General features: G+C 70.1%; 18 protein-coding genes. 17 read left to right on the forward strand and 1 reads right to left on the reverse strand.

Annotated features, from left to right (window positions below; all coding sequences use genetic code 11):
* The first annotated feature begins 58 nt into the window (after nucleotides 1-58).
* The 15 genes from ribD (at nucleotide 59) to pheT (ending at nucleotide 12,881) form a co-directional block, all read left to right on the forward strand.
* A complete protein-coding gene (gene ribD, locus EHW97_RS09995; protein WP_243696383.1) occupies nucleotides 59-1,114 on the forward strand; it encodes a bifunctional diaminohydroxyphosphoribosylaminopyrimidine deaminase/5-amino-6-(5-phosphoribosylamino)uracil reductase RibD in 1,056 nt (351 codons plus the stop codon).
* Nucleotides 1,114-1,725, forward strand: coding sequence for a riboflavin synthase (locus EHW97_RS10000; RefSeq protein WP_124237025.1), 612 nt, complete (start codon nucleotides 1,114-1,116; stop codon nucleotides 1,723-1,725). The genes ribD and EHW97_RS10000 overlap by 1 nt, the downstream gene beginning before the upstream one ends.
* Nucleotides 1,718-2,977, forward strand: coding sequence for a bifunctional 3,4-dihydroxy-2-butanone-4-phosphate synthase/GTP cyclohydrolase II (locus EHW97_RS10005; RefSeq protein WP_124237026.1), 1,260 nt, complete (start codon nucleotides 1,718-1,720; stop codon nucleotides 2,975-2,977). Before EHW97_RS10000 ends, EHW97_RS10005 begins: the two co-directional genes overlap by 8 nt.
* A 108-nt stretch (nucleotides 2,978-3,085) precedes the next feature.
* Nucleotides 3,086-3,559 (forward strand): 6,7-dimethyl-8-ribityllumazine synthase, encoded by a 474-nt coding sequence (ribH, locus tag EHW97_RS10010; protein WP_124237027.1) that lies wholly within the window; start codon nucleotides 3,086-3,088, stop codon nucleotides 3,557-3,559.
* Nucleotides 3,560-3,595: 36 nt separating this feature from the next.
* Nucleotides 3,596-3,859: a phosphoribosyl-ATP diphosphatase gene (locus tag EHW97_RS10015; RefSeq protein WP_124237028.1), complete on the forward strand. Its 264-nt coding sequence runs from the start codon at nucleotides 3,596-3,598 to the stop codon at nucleotides 3,857-3,859.
* 82 nt (nucleotides 3,860-3,941) lie between these two features.
* On the forward strand, nucleotides 3,942-4,787 hold the full coding sequence (gene hisG / locus EHW97_RS10020; RefSeq protein WP_124237029.1) for an ATP phosphoribosyltransferase: 846 nt from the start codon (nucleotides 3,942-3,944) through the stop codon (nucleotides 4,785-4,787).
* A complete protein-coding gene (locus tag EHW97_RS10025; RefSeq protein ID WP_166367469.1) occupies nucleotides 4,775-5,203 on the forward strand; it encodes a PH domain-containing protein in 429 nt (142 codons plus the stop codon). Before hisG ends, EHW97_RS10025 begins: the two co-directional genes overlap by 13 nt.
* Nucleotides 5,200-5,685, forward strand: coding sequence for an SseB family protein (locus EHW97_RS10030; RefSeq protein ID WP_124237031.1), 486 nt, complete (start codon nucleotides 5,200-5,202; stop codon nucleotides 5,683-5,685). Before EHW97_RS10025 ends, EHW97_RS10030 begins: the two co-directional genes overlap by 4 nt.
* 314 nt (nucleotides 5,686-5,999) lie before the next feature.
* Nucleotides 6,000-6,677, forward strand: coding sequence for a translation initiation factor IF-3 (gene infC, locus EHW97_RS10035; protein WP_124237032.1), 678 nt, complete (start codon nucleotides 6,000-6,002; stop codon nucleotides 6,675-6,677).
* 1 nt (nucleotide 6,678) lies between these two features.
* A complete protein-coding gene (gene rpmI, locus EHW97_RS10040; protein ID WP_121794785.1) occupies nucleotides 6,679-6,873 on the forward strand; it encodes a 50S ribosomal protein L35 in 195 nt (64 codons plus the stop codon).
* A gap of 33 nt (nucleotides 6,874-6,906) precedes the next feature.
* Nucleotides 6,907-7,299: a 50S ribosomal protein L20 gene (rplT, locus tag EHW97_RS10045; RefSeq protein ID WP_121794786.1), complete on the forward strand. Its 393-nt coding sequence runs from the start codon at nucleotides 6,907-6,909 to the stop codon at nucleotides 7,297-7,299.
* Between the two features lie 47 nt (nucleotides 7,300-7,346).
* On the forward strand, nucleotides 7,347-8,117 hold the full coding sequence (locus EHW97_RS10050) for a TrmH family RNA methyltransferase (protein ID WP_243696384.1): 771 nt from the start codon (nucleotides 7,347-7,349) through the stop codon (nucleotides 8,115-8,117).
* A 60-nt stretch (nucleotides 8,118-8,177) separates the two neighbouring features.
* Complete coding sequence (locus EHW97_RS10055; protein ID WP_124237034.1) at nucleotides 8,178-9,248, forward strand: sensor histidine kinase; 1,071 nt, start codon at nucleotides 8,178-8,180, stop codon at nucleotides 9,246-9,248.
* 9 nt (nucleotides 9,249-9,257) lie between these two features.
* Nucleotides 9,258-10,361, forward strand: coding sequence for a phenylalanine--tRNA ligase subunit alpha (gene pheS, locus EHW97_RS10060; RefSeq protein WP_124237035.1), 1,104 nt, complete (start codon nucleotides 9,258-9,260; stop codon nucleotides 10,359-10,361).
* A gap of 21 nt (nucleotides 10,362-10,382) precedes the next feature.
* Nucleotides 10,383-12,881 carry a phenylalanine--tRNA ligase subunit beta gene (gene pheT, locus EHW97_RS10065; RefSeq protein ID WP_124237036.1) on the forward strand — a complete coding sequence of 833 codons (2,499 nt, stop codon included), beginning with the start codon at nucleotides 10,383-10,385 and terminating at the stop codon, nucleotides 12,879-12,881.
* Between the two features lie 4 nt (nucleotides 12,882-12,885).
* Here pheT and EHW97_RS10070 read toward each other — a convergent pair whose 3' ends face one another.
* The gene (locus EHW97_RS10070; RefSeq protein WP_124237037.1) at nucleotides 12,886-13,317 is read right to left on the reverse strand and encodes a LemA family protein; all 432 of its coding nucleotides are present in this window, start codon (nucleotides 13,315-13,317) and stop codon (nucleotides 12,886-12,888) included.
* A 62-nt stretch (nucleotides 13,318-13,379) separates the two neighbouring features.
* On the opposite strand from EHW97_RS10070, the gene argG reads away from it, so the two are divergent.
* Nucleotides 13,380-14,807 (forward strand): argininosuccinate synthase, encoded by a 1,428-nt coding sequence (gene argG / locus EHW97_RS10075; protein WP_124237038.1) that lies wholly within the window; start codon nucleotides 13,380-13,382, stop codon nucleotides 14,805-14,807.
* Nucleotides 14,807-15,832: an N-acetyl-gamma-glutamyl-phosphate reductase gene (gene argC / locus EHW97_RS10080; RefSeq protein ID WP_124237039.1), complete on the forward strand. Its 1,026-nt coding sequence runs from the start codon at nucleotides 14,807-14,809 to the stop codon at nucleotides 15,830-15,832. Before argG ends, argC begins: the two co-directional genes overlap by 1 nt.
* The last annotated feature ends 30 nt before the right edge of the window (nucleotides 15,833-15,862 follow it).

A 15,862-nucleotide genomic window follows, 5' to 3' on the forward strand; every position in this document is an offset into this window, starting at 1 on the left:
TGTCGGCCGTGGGCGTGACCCCGGTCGTGCGGGCACCCGACCGCGGGAGATCGACGCAGTGCCCACCACCGAGCACCTCGAGACGGCGATGCGCCGTGCCCTCGACGCCGCCCGAGCCGTCCCGCGCACGCTGCCCAATCCGCCCGTCGGGTGTGTTCTGCTCGATCCCGACGGTCGCGAGCTGGCCGTGGGCGTCCACCGTGGCGCCGGAACGCCGCACGCCGAGGTCGACGCGCTGAGCCAGGCAGGTGAGGCCGCGCGCGGTGCCACGGCGGTGGTGACCCTCGAACCTTGCGATCACACCGGTCGCACCGGCCCGTGCACGCAGGCGCTGATCGCAGCCGGCGTCGCCGAGGTCGTGTACGCCGTCGACGATCCCCACCCGATCGGCGCCGGCGGAGCGCAGACTCTCCTCTCCGCCGGAGTGAAGGTCACCACCGGGGTTCTGACCGAGGAGGCCAAGGAGCTGCTCGCGCCGTGGGCTACGCGCTACTGGCTCGGTCGCCCCTTCGTCACGTGGAAATACGCCGCCACGCTCGACGGGCTCAGCGCCGCGCCGGACGGCACCAGCAAGTGGATCACCGGCCCGGAGGCCCGTCGCGATGTGCAGCAGTTCCGCGCCGAGTGCGACGCGATCATGGCCGGGACGGGCGCCGTCCTCGCCGACGACCCGCGGCTGACCGTCCGCGACGCCGACGACATGCCGCTGCCGTACGAGCAGCAGCCGATGCGCATCGTGGTGGGGGAGACCCCGATCCCGAACTACTACCGCGTCTTCGACCGGGTCGCGCCCACGTTGCTGATCCAGACCCGCGAGCCCCACGACGTCCTGGCCAAGCTGATGGAGAACGACATCCACCACGTGTGGCTGGAGGGCGGACCGCGGCTGGCCGGAGCGTTCTGGAATGCCGGGCTCATCGACCGCGTCATCGGCTACATCGCGCCGGCCATGCTCGGATCCGGCCGGGCCGCGCTGGAGGGCGAGGCCACGACCCTCGCCGACCTTCGGCCGATCACGATCACCGACCTGCGACAGATCGGCCCGGACATCCGCATCGTCGGGACGCCGGGGCCGCCGCCGCGTGAGGCGATGGGCAAGGGAGAGGGGTACTGATGTTCACCGGACTGGTCGAGGAAGTCGGCGAGATCGTGGCCGTGGAGCCGCAGGCGGACGCGGTACGGCTGCTCGTTCGCGGCCCTCGCGTCACCGCGGACGCGCGCCACGGCGACTCGATCGCCGTCGACGGCGTCTGCCTGACCGTCACGACGCTGGACGGCGACGTGTTCGGTGCCGACGTCGTGGCCGAGTCGCTCAAGCGTTCGTCGCTGGGCGACCTCGTCGCCGGGACGCCGGTCAACCTCGAGCGTGCGATGACCCCGCAGACGCGTTTCGGCGGGCACATCGTGCAAGGCCACGTCGACGGCACCGGCACGCTGCTCGACCGCACACCGAGCGAGCACTGGGAGGTCCTCCGCTTCGGTGTTCCCGAAACGCTCACCCGGTACCTCGTCGAGAAGGGCTCGATCACGATCAACGGCACCTCGCTGACCGTCGTCGACGTCATCGACGGGTCCGAGCCGTCGTTCACCGTCTCACTCATCCCCACCACGCTCGCCGAGACCACGCTCGGCGCTCTGCCGACCGGCGCTCGCGTCAATCTCGAGGTCGACGTCCTCGCCAAGTACGTCGAGCGTCTGCTCGCGAAAGGAGCCATCCATGGCTGACACTGCCGTGCGACTCGACCCGGTCGAGCGCGCCATCGCCGACATCGCCGCCGGCAAGGCGATCGTCGTCGTCGACGACGAGAACCGTGAGAACGAAGGCGACATCATCTTCGCCGCCTCGAAGGCCACGCCCGAACTCATGGCGTTCCTCGTCCGGTACTCCAGCGGTCTGATCTGCGCCCCGGTCGTGGGCGAGATCCTCGATCGCCTGGCGATCCCGCTCATGACGCCGCACAACCGCGACCGCTTGCGCACCGCCTACACGGTCTCGGTCGACGCGCGCGACGGCGTGACGACCGGCATCTCGGCCGCCGACCGGGCGCGCACGTGCCGCGTGCTGGCCGATTCGGCCACCGAGCCGTTCGAACTGGTGCAGCCTGGCCACATCGTCCCGCTGCGCGCCAAGCCCGGCGGCGTGCTCGAACGCCCTGGCCACACCGAGGCGGCCGTCGACTTCGCCCGCCTCGCCGGGCTGACCCCCGCCGGGGTGATCGGCGAGGTCATGAACGACGACGGCACGCTCAAGCGGCTCCCGGAGCTGCGCGAGTTCGCCGACGAGCACGGCCTCGCACTGGTGTCGATCGAGGACCTGCAGGTCTACCGGCGGCTCCACGAGTCCCAGGTCGACCGCCTCGCGACCACGCAGTTGCCTACCGAGTTCGGCGACTTCGTCGCTCACGGGTACCGCAATCGCATCGACGGCGCCGAGCACATCGCGCTCGTGTACGGCGATCCGGGTGCCGCGAACGTCCTCACGCGGCTGCACTCGGAGTGCCTCACCGGAGACGTGTTCGGGTCCCAGCGCTGTGACTGCGGCCCCCAGCTGCAGGCGGCGATGGCCGACATCACCGCCGCCGGCGCCGGCGTCGTCGTCTACCTGCGCGGCCACGAGGGGCGCGGGATCGGGCTGCTCCACAAGCTGCAGGCCTACGAACTCCAGGAGCGCGGACGCGACACGGTCGACGCGAACCTCGAACTGGGCTTCGGTGAGGACGAGCGCGACTACGCAGCCGGCGCCCAGATCCTGCGCGACCTCGGCGTGACGTCGGTGCGGTTGCTGACGAACAACCCGGACAAGGCGGCCCAGCTGGCCACCTACGGGGTGAAGGTCGACGAGCGCGTGCCGATCGCGGTGCGGCCGACCAAGCACAATCTGCGGTACCTGCAGGCCAAGGCCGAGCGGATGGGGCACGACCTGCCCGATCTGGTCGCCCTCGACGAAGCCGAACTCGATGAAGGAGCACCCGCATGAGCGAGCGCCAGCGAGCGAGCATGAGTCAGCACCTCATGCCGACACCTACCTATCGTGCGTTTTTCCAGGAGGTGTCACCTATCGTGCGTTTTTCCAGGAGGTGTCGGCATGAGCGGTCATGGAGCCCCGAGTCTCACCATTGACGCGAGCGGTGCGAAGGTCGCCATCGTCGCCTCGAGCTGGCACACCACCGTGATGGACGGGTTGATCGCCGGCGCGCAGCTGGCGCTCGCCGACGCCCGCGCGTCCCAGGTCGACCTCGTGCGCACTGCCGGATCCTTCGAGCTGCCGCTCGTGGCTAAAACGTGCGCCCAGCAGGGCTACGACGCCGTGGTGGCGCTTGGTGTCGTCATTCGCGGCGGCACTCCGCACTTCGACTACGTGTGCGCGGCCGCGACCGACGGGCTGTCCCGCGTCGCCCTCGAGACCGGCGTTCCCGTCGGTTTCGGCCTCCTCACCTGCGACACCGAGGAGCAGGCGCTGGACCGGGCGGGGCTCGCGGACAGCAAGGAGGACAAGGGCCGCGAAGCCGCCGAGGCCGCGCTCGCGACCTGGGCGACGCTGAGCGCGCTGCGGGGCTGACCGGGCCGCCCGGGCGGGACGATAGACTGACTCACGATGAAGACGTTCGAGGGCCTGTTCGCCGAGCTGAGCGACAAGGCCGCCACCCGCCCCGAGGGTTCGCGCACGGTCGCCGAGCTGGACGCCGGCGTGCACGCCATCGGCAAGAAGCTGGTGGAGGAGGCGGCCGAGTCCTGGATGGCCGCCGAGCACGAAGGACGTGAGCGTGCCGCCGAGGAGCTGAGCCAGCTGCTCTACCACGCCCAGGTCATGATGATCGCCGCCGGCATCACGCTCGACGACGTCTACGCGCATCTGTGACGGCAGCGGACCCCAGCCACCGAACGCCCCGGGTTCAGCCGCTGTCGTGACCCGAGCCCGACCGGACGAAAAGAGATGGACCATGCTCAAGGTCGCCGTCCCCAACAAGGGTGCGCTGTCCGAAGCCGCCGCGCTGATGCTGGGCGAGGCCGGATACCGGCAGCGCCGCAACGCCAAGGACCTCGTCACCGTCGACGCCGACAACCAGGTCGAGTTCTTCTACCTGCGACCGCGCGACATCGCGATCTACGTGGGGGAGGGCACGCTCGACGTCGGCATCACCGGCCGTGACCTGCTGCTCGACTCCGGCGCCAAGGCTGATGAGGCCATGGCCCTCGGGTTCGGTGAATCGACGTTCCGGTTCGCCGCGCCCGCCGGCACGTTGTCGTCCGAGCGCGAGTTGGCGGGACGCCGGATCGCGACGTCGTACCCCGGTATCGTGCGGGCGCACCTCTCGACGCTCGGCGTCGAGGCCGACGTCGTGCGCCTCGACGGGGCGGTGGAGACCTCGATCCGCCTCGGTGTCGCCGACGCGATCGCCGACGTCGTCGAAACCGGCACGACGCTGCGCCAGGCCGGTCTCGAGGTCTTCGGTGACCCGATCCTCTCGTCGGAGGCTGTCGTCATCACACGGCACGAGGGCGACGAGCCCGAGGGCTTCGCGGTGTTCCGTCGCCGGCTCGAGAGCGTCCTCGTCGCCCGCACCTACGTGATGATGGACTACGACATCCGCGTCGACCGGGTGGAGGAGGCCGTCCGGCTGACCCCGGGCATCGAGTCGCCCACGGTGTCGCCCCTGCATCGCGAGGGATGGGTCGCCGTCCGCTCGATGGTGCCCCGCGACACCGCTCAGCGCGTCATGGACGACCTCTACGCGATCGGTGCCCGCGGCATCCTCGTGACCGACATCCTGTCGTGCCGGATCTGATGGACGCGACGCGCAGGAGCTTCCGCCCCGTCGCGGTATCGCTCATCATGTGGATCTCGACGGGGATCCTCGTGGTGCTCATGGTCGTCATCGGCCGTGCGCTTCCCGAGGACGTCGTCTTCACCGTCTCGCAGGCGGCGACGCTGTGGGCGCTCGTCGCGCTGGTGGCACTGCTCGCGTTCGCGGTGACCCGCAGCCGTGTGCACGCCGACGACCACGGCATCACCGTCGTCAACGGCTTCCGCCGCCGGCAGCTGTCGTGGGACGAGGTCGGCTCCGTCGCGATGCGCGAAGGCGCTCCGTGGCCCACCCTCGTGACCCGGGATGACGAGCGGGTCATCCTCTTCGCCATCCAGGGCAGCGACGGTGCGGCGGCCCGCGAAGCCGTCGCGTGGCTCCAGGGACACGTGCGATGAGCGGCCACGGTCGTACGCTCGCCGAACCAGCGTTCCCCGACGACGACGGACAGCTCGACCCCTCGCTGGTCGAGGTCATTGACGGCACCGACGTCGACGTGCTGGGTCGGCTCGGCGGCGCCCGGATCTTCGTGGCGGTGGTGGCGGTGCTCACCGGCAGCGCGGAACTCGCCGCGATCGAGGGCGACAAGAACGCCGACATGGCGGCCGTGCTGATGCAAGGTGCCGATGGACGCCAAGCGCTGCTCACCTTCACGAGCGTCGCCGCGATGCAGCAGTGGAACCCGCAGGCGCGTCCCGTCCCGGTTTACGGGCGCGACGCGGCGCGCGCCGCTCTCGCGGAGGGCGCGTCCGCGATGCTCCTCGACCTCGGCGGACCGCGGTTCCGCGTGATCGAGACCGAGGACGTGGAGCATCTCGCGCAGGAGCACGTCCTGGTCCGCACTCCCGCTGGCCCGGCGTGGGTCGCTCCCGCCGACTAGGCCGACCGTCGGCACCTCTACCTTCCGTGGGCGGTGAGCGGTCCGGCACATGGAGGTTCGCGGTGGGTGCTGGCGCACCGCTCCGCCGCGCCGTACCGGATTGGCGTCGGGAACAACCGGCCTGCTAACATGGTTGATCGAAGTGGAGGTCACCTCCCACCTGCCTGGTTCTCGGACCTTGAGGTTCTGCGCGGCGTACACGTGTCGTCGCGCCCGATACGCCGCGTGCGTGTCGCGATGGTGGCCTTCGTTTCGCGGAGGCCATTTTTCATGTCCTCCATCCACGACCATCAGGAGGACCCATCAGCACAGAGCTGCGCGTCAACGAGCGGATTCGCGTTCCCGAAGTACGTCTCGTCGGACCGAGCGGTGAGCAGGTGGGCATCGTCCGCATCGACGATGCCCTGCGCCTGGCTGCCGAAGCCGATCTCGACCTCGTCGAGGTCGCGCCGCAGGCCCGCCCGCCGGTGTGCCGTCTCATGGACTACGGCAAGTTCAAGTACGAGGCTGCGCAGAAGGCCCGTGAGTCCCGACGCAACCAGTCGAACACGATCATCAAGGAGATGAAGCTCCGCCCGAAGATCGACCAGCACGACTACGACACCAAGAAGGGTCACGTCGTGCGATTCCTCCGGGCGGGCGACAAGGTCAAGATCACGATCATGTTCCGCGGCCGCGAGCAGCACCGACCCGAGCTCGGGTTCCGGCTGCTGCAGAAGCTGGCCGCTGACGTCGAGGATCTCGGTTTCATCGAGTCGAACGCCCGTCAGGACGGTCGCAACATGACGATGGTGCTCGCTCCTCACAAGAAGAAGTCCGAGGCGCAGGCGCAGGTCAAGGCCGAGAAGGCCGAGAACACCGCGCAGCGTGCCGCCGACCGCGAAGCCGAGGCGGAGGCCGAGAAGGCCTACCGCGAGGCCCAGCAGAAGAATGCGACGCCCAAGAAGCCGCGGCGTCGCTCCGAGAACCTCGACCCAGACATGGAGGCCTAACATGCCGAAGTTCAAGCCCCACTCGGGCATGAAGAAGCGCGTCAAGCTCAGCGGCAAGGGCAAGCTGCGCCGCCAGCAGGCGAACCGTTACCACCTGCTCGAGCACAAGTCCTCGACCCGCACCCGTCGACTCGACGGCACCACCGAGGTGTCGAAGGCCGACACCAAGCAGGTCAAGAAGCTGCTCGGACTCTGAGCCGCGCCCCACTGATTTTCTAAGGAGACACCGATGGCACGCGTCAAGCGTTCCGTGAACGCCCAGAAGAAGCGTCGTGAGGTCCTCGAGCGGGCCTCGGGCTACCGTGGTCAGCGTTCGCGCCTGTACCGCAAGGCCAAGGAGCAGGTCACTCACTCGCTCGTCTACTCGTACAACGACCGCCGCGCCAAGAAGGGCGACTTCCGTCGCCTCTGGATTCAGCGCATCAACGCCGCGGCGCGTGCGCAGGGTCTGACGTACAACCGTTTCATCCAGGGCCTCAAGGCCGCCGAGGTCGAGGTCGACCGCAAGATCCTCGCGGATCTGGCCGTCAACGACATCGCGGCGTTCAACGCTCTCGTCGAGGTGGCCAAGGCCAACCTCCCCGAGGACGTCAACGCGCCCAAGGCCGAGTCCGCGGCCTGAGTCCCACGACTCCACCTGCAGTGGCGAGCCAGCCCGGCGAGCTGACCGTGCGTTCCGCACGCGTCAAGCACGCCCGGCGGCTCGCCACTCGTGCGTTCCGGGCCAAGACCGGCGAGTTCCTCACCGAGGGTCCGCAAGCCGTGCGGGAGGCCCTCGCCGAACCCGGCGTCGTCATCGAGGTCTTCGCCACCACCGACGCCACGAGCCGCTACGGACAGTGGCGCGAGGAGCATCCGGACCTGGCCTGGCACGTGGTCGCGGACGACGTGCTCGCCGAGATCGCCGACGCCGTCCAGCCGCAGGGTGTGGTGGCACGCTGCCACGACGTGACCGGAACGCTGGACGCATTGCCCGCCCGGACGCGACTCGTCGTCGTGTGCGCGGAGATCCGCGATCCGGGCAACCTCGGCGCCGTGATCCGCTGCGCCGACGCCGCTGGAGCGGACGCCGTCGTGGTGGCGGGGGACAGTGTCGACCCGCTCAATCCCAAGGTCGTCCGCTCGACCGCGGGATCGCTCTTCCACCTGCCTGTCCTGATCGAGCGCGACCTCGGCCGGGCGGTCGAGACCCTCAAGAACTCCGGTCTCCAGGTCTTCGCCGCGGACGGTGGCGGACGGCTGCTCCACGACGCCGCGATCGATCTGACCGCACCCACCGCGTGGGTGATGGGCAACGAGGCCCACGGCCTGCCCGATGCCGTGCGAGCGCTGGCCGACGAGATCGTGGGCGTTCCCATCTACGGCCGGGCCGAGAGCCTCAATCTCGCCACCGCCGCCGCCGTCTGCGTGTACGCCTCGGCTGCGGCCATGCATAGATGATCATCTGATCTCGCTCCGCGGACTAGGACCAAACCCTCCGGTCGGACTATCCTCGCCTGCGTGTCCTTCGAGAACTTCCCCGACGGCGTGATCGTCGCCGATGCCGACGGCATCGTCGAGTACGTCAACGAGCGCGTTCGTGAGATGGCGCGCGCCGTCGGCGACGAGATGCTCGGGATGCACCTCTCGGAGGCCGTGCCGTTCGACGATCTGAACGGCAACTCCTGGTTCGACGTCGTCCGGCCCTACGACGGCTTCGAGCTCCGCAAGCGCATCTCGGAACACTCGTGGTGGTCGCCGCGCGGGAGCGAGTACCTCATCACCGCGTCGCTGATCCGTGATCGCCCGGCGGGCCGGGTCGTCCAGGTGATCGTGTCGATCCGCAATGCGCGCATCCGCAACCAGCGTGACCGCGAGCGCTCCGACATGGTCGCGACCGTCGCGCACGAGCTGCGGTCGCCGCTCACCGGAATCAAGGGTTTCACCGCCACCCTGCTCAGCCGCTGGGACCAGTTCAGCGAGGAGCAGCGCAAATTCATGCTCTCGACCGTCGACGCCGACGCCGACCGGCTCAGCCGGCTGATCGCCGAGTTGCTCGATGCGGCGCGCATCGACTCGGGCCGGCTCACGCTGCGGACCGGCCCGGTGCGGCTCGACGAACTCGCAGCCCGCGTCCTCGCGAGCGCGTACGCGGCGGCCGACGAGCACCCCGCCCCGGTGGTGGAGGGGGAGATCCCCGTGATCTGGGGCGACGAGGACCGCATCACTCAGGTCGTGACCAACCTCGTCGAGAACGCGATCCGCCACGGCGACGGGCTGCGCGAACTCGCCGTCCGGCGCGACGGCGACGGGGTCGTCGTCGAGGTCAGCGACTACGGCAGCGGCATCCCGGTGGAACTGCGCCAGCGGGTGTTCAGCCGGTTCTGGAAGAGCGGTCCGGGCGCGGGGAGCGGATTGGGCATGTTCATCGTGCGCGGAGTCGTTCAGCAGCACCACGGCACGATCGACATCGGCACGGGCGAGCTCGGGGGAGCGCGCATCCAGGTGCGCTTGCCGATCAACGAGCCCGCGTCGATGACCGCGGAGGCCCCGTCGATAAACTCGACCGAAGGCTCCTCGATCCGTCACTGAAAGGTCGTCATGTCCGCGCCCAACTCCGACTACGACCCCGTCGAGGTGACCCCGCTGCGTGCCGACGAGGTCGAGCGCATGCGCGATGCCGCCCTCGAGGCGATCGCGGCCGCCGACTCCGTCGAGGCGCTCAAGCAGGTCAAGATCGACCACGTCGGCGACCGTTCGCCGCTCGCCCTGGCCAACCGCGAGATCGGTGCGCTCCCGCCCCAGGCCCGCAAGGAAGTCGGGCAGCGCGTCGGGCAGGCGCGTGGCGCGGTGAACAAGGCGCTCGCGGAGCGCACCGCCCAGGTGGAGGCCGTCGAGTTCGAGCGCCGCCTCGCTGAGGAGGCCGTGGACGTCACGGTGCCCGTCGACATGGAGCCGGTCGGCGCGCGGCACCCGCTCACCACGATCCAAGATCACGTCGCGGACATCTTCGTGGCGATGGGGTGGGAGATCGCCGAAGGCCCTGAGGTCGAGGCCGAATGGCTCAACTTCGACGCCCTCAACCTCGGCCCGGACCACCCGGCCCGCACCATGATGGACACCTTCTGGGTCGCGCCGGCCGAGGCCGCCATGGTCCTGCGCACCCACACCTCTCCGGTGCAGGCCCGCACGATGCTCACGCGTCAGCCACCCATCTACATCGCGTGCCCGGGCCGGGTCTTCCGCACCGACGAGCCCGATGCCACTCACGCTCCGGTCTTCCACCAGGTCGAGGGCCTCGCGATCGACGAGGGCCTGTCGATGGCGCACCTCAAGGGCACGCTCGACCACCTCGCGACCGCGATCTACGGCGAGGGCACGACGACGCGCTTCCGCCCGTCGTACTTCCCGTTCACCGAGCCCAGCGCCGAGGTCGACCTGCTGTGCTACGTCTGCCACAACGATCCGGCGCAGGTCGCCGATTGCCCGACCTGCCGCGGTGAAGGCTGGGTCGAGTGGGGCGGATGCGGCGTCGTCAACCCGCGCGTGCTGATCGCCTGCGGCGTCGACCCGGAGCGCTACTCCGGCTTCGCCTTCGGCATGGGTCTGGACCGCACGATCACCAGCCGTTACGACATCGCCGATCTGCGCGATCTGTGGGACGGCGACATCCGCTTCACCGAGCCTTTCGGCATCGGTCTGTGAGTTCGAGAGGTATCGCACGAGATGAAGGTCCCCGTTCCCTGGCTGCGCGAGCTCGTCGGCCTGCCTGACTCGGTCACCACCGAGCAGCTGGCCGCGCGGCTCACCGCCTTCGACCTCAAGCTCGAGGAGATCGTCGGCGGGCAGCTCAGCGGCCCCCTCGTCGTCGGCCGGGTGCTGTCAGCTGTTCCCGAACCGCAGAAGAACGGCAAGACGATCAACTGGTGTCGCGTCGACGTCGGCCCGGAGCACAACGACCCGGCCACGGACGACCTCCCCGCCGGTCGCGGCATCGTGTGCGGTGCGCACAACTTCGGACCCGGCGACCTCGTCGTCGTCTCGCTGCCCGGCACGTTCCTGCCCGCGCTGGGCTTCGAGATCAGCGCCCGCAAGACGTACGGACACGTCTCCGACGGCATGATCTGCTCGACCGCCGAGCTGGGTCTGCCCGGTGGCGACCAGAGCGGCATCCTCGTGCTCGAGGCCGGCTCCGCCGAGCCTGGTGACGACGCGATCGCGCTGCTGGGGCTCAACGACGAGACCCTCGATCTCGAGGTCAACCCCGACCGCGGATACGCGTGGTCGCTGCGCGGCGTGGGTCGCGACACCGCCCTGGCGTTCGACCTGCCGTTCCGCGACCCCGCCGACATCGAGGTCACCGACACGGACGGCGAGGGGTACCCGGTCGTCGTCGAGGACCGGGAGGCCTGCCCCGTCTTCGTCACGCGTCGCGTGACCGGCATCGACCCGACCCGCCCCACGCCGGAGTGGATGGCGCGTCGTCTCGTGCAGGCCGGCATGCGCTCGATCTCGCTGACCGTCGACATCAGCAACTACGTGATGCTCGAGCTCGGCCAGCCCAATCACGCTTACGACGCCGCGAAGCTCTCCGGCCCCATCGGCGTGCGCCGGGCGCGCGCGGGAGAGCGGCTCACCACCCTCGATGACGTGGATCGCGTCCTCGACCCGGCGGACCTGCTGATCTGTGACGACGAGGGCCCCGTCGGCCTGGCCGGGATCATGGGTGCCGCGCACGTCGAGATCGACGACACCACCACGGACGTCGTCATCGAGGCGGCGTACTTCGACCGTTCGACCGTCGCCCGTGCGGCGCGCCGCCACAAGCTCTCGTCCGAGGCCGCCCGGCGCTTCGAGCGCGGCGTCGACCCGTCGCTGCAGGCGCGTGCCGCGCAGCGCGTCGCGGAACTGCTCGTGGAACACGGCGGCGGTCGTATCGAGCCCGGCATCACGGTCGTCGGGGAGGTCGCTCCGCGCCCGGCGGTCACGCTCGCGGCTGACTTGCCGCGGCGCATCGCCGGCGTTCCCTCGATCGATCTGGAGGCCTCGGTCGCCGCGCTGCGCGGCAACGCCTGCGAGGTCGAGGTGCAGGGCGACCAGCTGGTGGTCACGCCGCCGTCATGGCGATTCGACCTCAACGACCCCTACGACGTCGTCGAGGAGGTGCTGCGGGTCGTCGGATACGACCAGGTCCCCTCGGTACTTCCGCAGGCACCCGGCGGCCGCGGTCTGACGCGAGCGCAGGAGCTGCGCCGCCGCGTCGGTTACGCGCTCGCCGGCGCGGGCCTCGTGGAGGTGAAGACCTTCCCGTTCGCCGGTGAGGAGGACTTCGACAAGCTCGGCCTGCCGGCCGATGACGAGCGGCGTCGTCAGGTGCTGCTCGAGAATCCGCTGTCGGCTCAGGAGCCGGGGCTCACCACGACACTGCTGACCGGGCTGCTGCGGGCGGCCGGCCTCAACGTGGGTCGCGGCCACGAGGACGTCGCGCTCACCGAGATGGGGCGGGTGTTCCGCACGCGCGACGACTCGCCGCACGCTCCGATCTACGGCGTCGACCGCCGCCCGACCGACGACGAGCTCGCGGTACTCGACGCCGCCTTGCCCGATCAGCCGCTCATGGCGGCGTGGACGATGCTCGGTCAGCGCGAGAAGCGCGGCTGGTCCGGTCCCGGCCGGGACGCGACCTGGGCCGACGCGATCGCCGTCGCCAAGCGTCTCGCCGACGTGCTCCACGTCGAGCTCACGGTCGAGGCCGTCGCGCTCGCGCCGTTCCACCCCGGCCGGTGTGCGGCGTTCCTGCTCGACGGCACCGTGGTCGGACACGCGGGCGAACTGCATCCGAAGGTGCTCGAGGCCTACGGTCTCCCCGCGCGCGGCGTCGCCGGCGAGGTGAACCTCGACGCGCTCATCGGCGCGGCGCCCGAGCTCGGTCCGCGCCCGGACTTCTCGTCGTTCCCCGTGGCCAAGGAAGACCTCGCGTTCGTCGTCGACGCATCGGTGCACGCCGGCGACCTGCAGGCGGCACTCGCGTCCTCGGGCCCGCTCGTGGAGTCCGTGCGGTTGTTCGACATCTACGCGGGCGACCAGGTCCCGGCGGGCAAGAAGTCGCTGGCCTTCAACGTCCGGCTCCGCGCCGCCGATCACACCCTGACGGACGCGGAGATCACCGAAGCCCGCGCCGCCGCGGTGGAGGCCGCCGCGCGGTTCGACGCCACCCTGCGCTGAGGTCTCAGCGGGGGAGGAGGGGCACGAGCCGCGAGCGCGCGGTCGCGCCCTGCTCGATCGCGCGTTCCAGTTCCTGCAGCCGGCCCGCGGTGTCCGCGTCCGCGGTGAGATCCGGGTAGACCTCCACGATCGCGAAGAGATCGTTCGTCGCGGCGACGAATCGGTCGTAGGCGGCGACGCACTCCTCGGCCGAACCGGCGGCGGTCGCCTCGTCGGCGGCGTCCCGCGCCTCGGCGAAGACCGCCCGCTCCCACGCGGCGTACTCGCCGATCGCCGCGAGCAGTTCCGGGATCGGTGCCGCGGCGCGGTCGAGCGCGGAGCGCAGCGCGCTCGTCGCATCCCGGGCGGCGGCCGTGCGTCGTGAGCGGCGACGCAACCCCGCCACCAGCAGGGCGAGAGCCACGAGGACGACCAGCGCGACAGCGAGGAACTCCATATCCTGATTCTGGCAGTACCCCCACGTGCAAGCATTTGCAGAGACGTGCAATAATTGCAGTTATGTCCAAAGTCCTGACTGATCTGCCGGTCGGCGAGCGCGTCGGCATCGCGTTCTCCGGCGGCCTCGACACCTCCGTCGCCGTCGCCTGGATGCGTGACAAGGGCGCCGTTCCGTGCACGTACACCGCCGACATCGGCCAGTACGACGAGCCCGACATCGACTCGGTGCCCGGCCGCGCCCTCGAGTACGGGGCGGAGATCGCCCGGCTGCTCGACTGCAAGCGGCCGCTCGTCGACGAGGGGCTGGCGGCGCTGTCGTGCGGCGCGTTCCACATCACCAGCGCCGGTCGCACGTACTTCAACACCACCCCGCTGGGCCGTGCGGTCACCGGCACGCTGCTCGTCCGCGCGATGCAGGAGGACGGCGTCAACATCTGGGGTGACGGGTCGACCTTCAAGGGCAACGACATCGAGCGTTTCTACCGCTACGGGCTGCTCGCCAATCCGAACCTGCGCATCTACAAGCCCTGGCTCGACGCGGCGTTCGTCAGCGAGCTGGGCGGGCGCAAGGAGATGAGCGAGTGGCTCGTCGCCCACGACCTGCCGTACCGCGACAGCGCCGAGAAGGCGTACTCCACCGACGCGAACATCTGGGGCGCGACTCACGAGGCCAAGACGCTCGAGCACCTCGACGTCTCCCTCGAGACCGTCGAGCCGATCATGGGCGTCAAGTTCTGGGACCCGTCGGTCGACATCGACACCGAGGACGTCACGATCTCGTTCGAGGCCGGGCTCCCCGTCGCGATCAACAGCACGCGGTATGACGATCCGGTCGCACTCGTCCACGAGGCCAACACGATCGGCGGTCGGCACGGCCTGGGCATGTCCGATCAGATCGAGAATCGGATCATCGAGGCCAAGAGCCGCGGTATCTACGAGGCCCCGGGCATGGCGCTGCTGTGGATCGCCTACGAGCGGCTCGTCAACGCGATCCACAACGAGGACACCATCGCCAACTACCACCAGCACGGCCGCCGGTTGGGTCGCCTCATGTACGAGGGACGGTGGCTCGATCCGCAGGCGATGATGCTGCGCGAATCGATCCAGCGCTGGATCGCGTCCGTCGTGAGCGGTGACGTGACGCTGCGGCTGCGGCGGGGCGAGGACTACACGATCCTCGACACGCAGGGTCCGGCGTTCTCGTACCACCCCGAGAAGCTGTCGATGGAGCGCACCGACAACGCGGTCTTCGGACCGTCCGACCGGATCGGCCAGCTCACCATGCGCAACCTCGACATCGCCGACTCGCGGGCCAAGCTCGAGATGTACGCGGCCCAGCCGCTCGACCAGGGTCAGGTGCTCGTCGAGAATGGCACGCTGTTCGGCACCCTGCCGGCCGGCGGCGCCGAGCAGATCGAGGCGAACCCGGCTGTCGAGGGCGACGAGCAGGCCCTCGACGCGGCCGCCATGGAGTTCGGGACCGACTGATGTCGATCTCCGTCGCTGTCACCGGTGCCACCGGCTACGTCGGTGGCGAACTGCTCCGCATGCTCCTGGCCCACCCGGAGGTGGAGATCGGCGCCCTGACCGCCGGCTCCAGCGCCGGGTCGCGGCTGGGCGACCACCACGCCCACCTCGTGCCACTGGCCGACCGCGAGGTGCTGGAGACCACCACCGAGAACCTGGCCGGTCATGACGTCGTGTTCCTCGCGCTGCCGCACGGCACGTCGGCGCCCGTCGCCGCCGAGCTGGGCGACGACGTGCTCGTGATCGACTGCGGTGCCGACTTCCGGCTGCAGAGCTCCGACGACTGGTCGCGCTTCTACGGCGGCGACCACGCCGGCACGTGGCCTTACGGTCTTCCGGAGCTGCCCGGGCAGCGCGAGCGACTCGCGGGCACGCGTCGCGTCGCCGGCCCGGGATGCTTCCCGACCGTCTCCACGCTGGCGATCATGCCGGCGCTCCCGCTCGTGGACGACTCGGCGCTCACCATCGTGGCGCCGACGGCGCCATCCGGGGCAGGCAAGAAGCTCGCCACGACGTTCCTCGGCTCGGAGGTCCTCGGTCAGGCCAGTGCGTACGGCGTGGGCGGCACCCACCGGCATACGCCCGAGATCGAGCAGAACCTGCGCGCCGCCGGCGCCGAGAACCCGGTCGTCAGCTTCACCCCGGTGCTCGTGCCGATGTCGCGCGGCATCCTGGCGGTCGTCTCCGCCCCGGCCGCCGAGGGCGTGACCGCGGCGGACGTGCGGGCCGCGTATGTGGCCGCGTACGCCGACGAGCCGTTCGTGCATCTGCTGCCGGAAGGGCAGTGGCCGCAGACCCAGGGCACGCTCGGCGCGAACACCGTGCACGTCCAGGCCACGCTCGACGAGCGGGCCGGCCGCGTCGTGGCGATCGGTGCGATGGACAACCTCGCCAAGGGCACGGCGGGCGGCGCCATCCAGTCCATGAACCTCGCGCTCGGGCTGCCCGAGACGACCGGCCTCACGACGATCGGAGTAGCACCATGAGCGACCACGGCCGGAGAACCCAGCTGTGCG

This window comes from Aeromicrobium camelliae, from assembly GCF_003850045.1.
GTDB classification, from domain to species: domain Bacteria; phylum Actinomycetota; class Actinomycetes; order Propionibacteriales; family Nocardioidaceae; genus Aeromicrobium; species Aeromicrobium camelliae.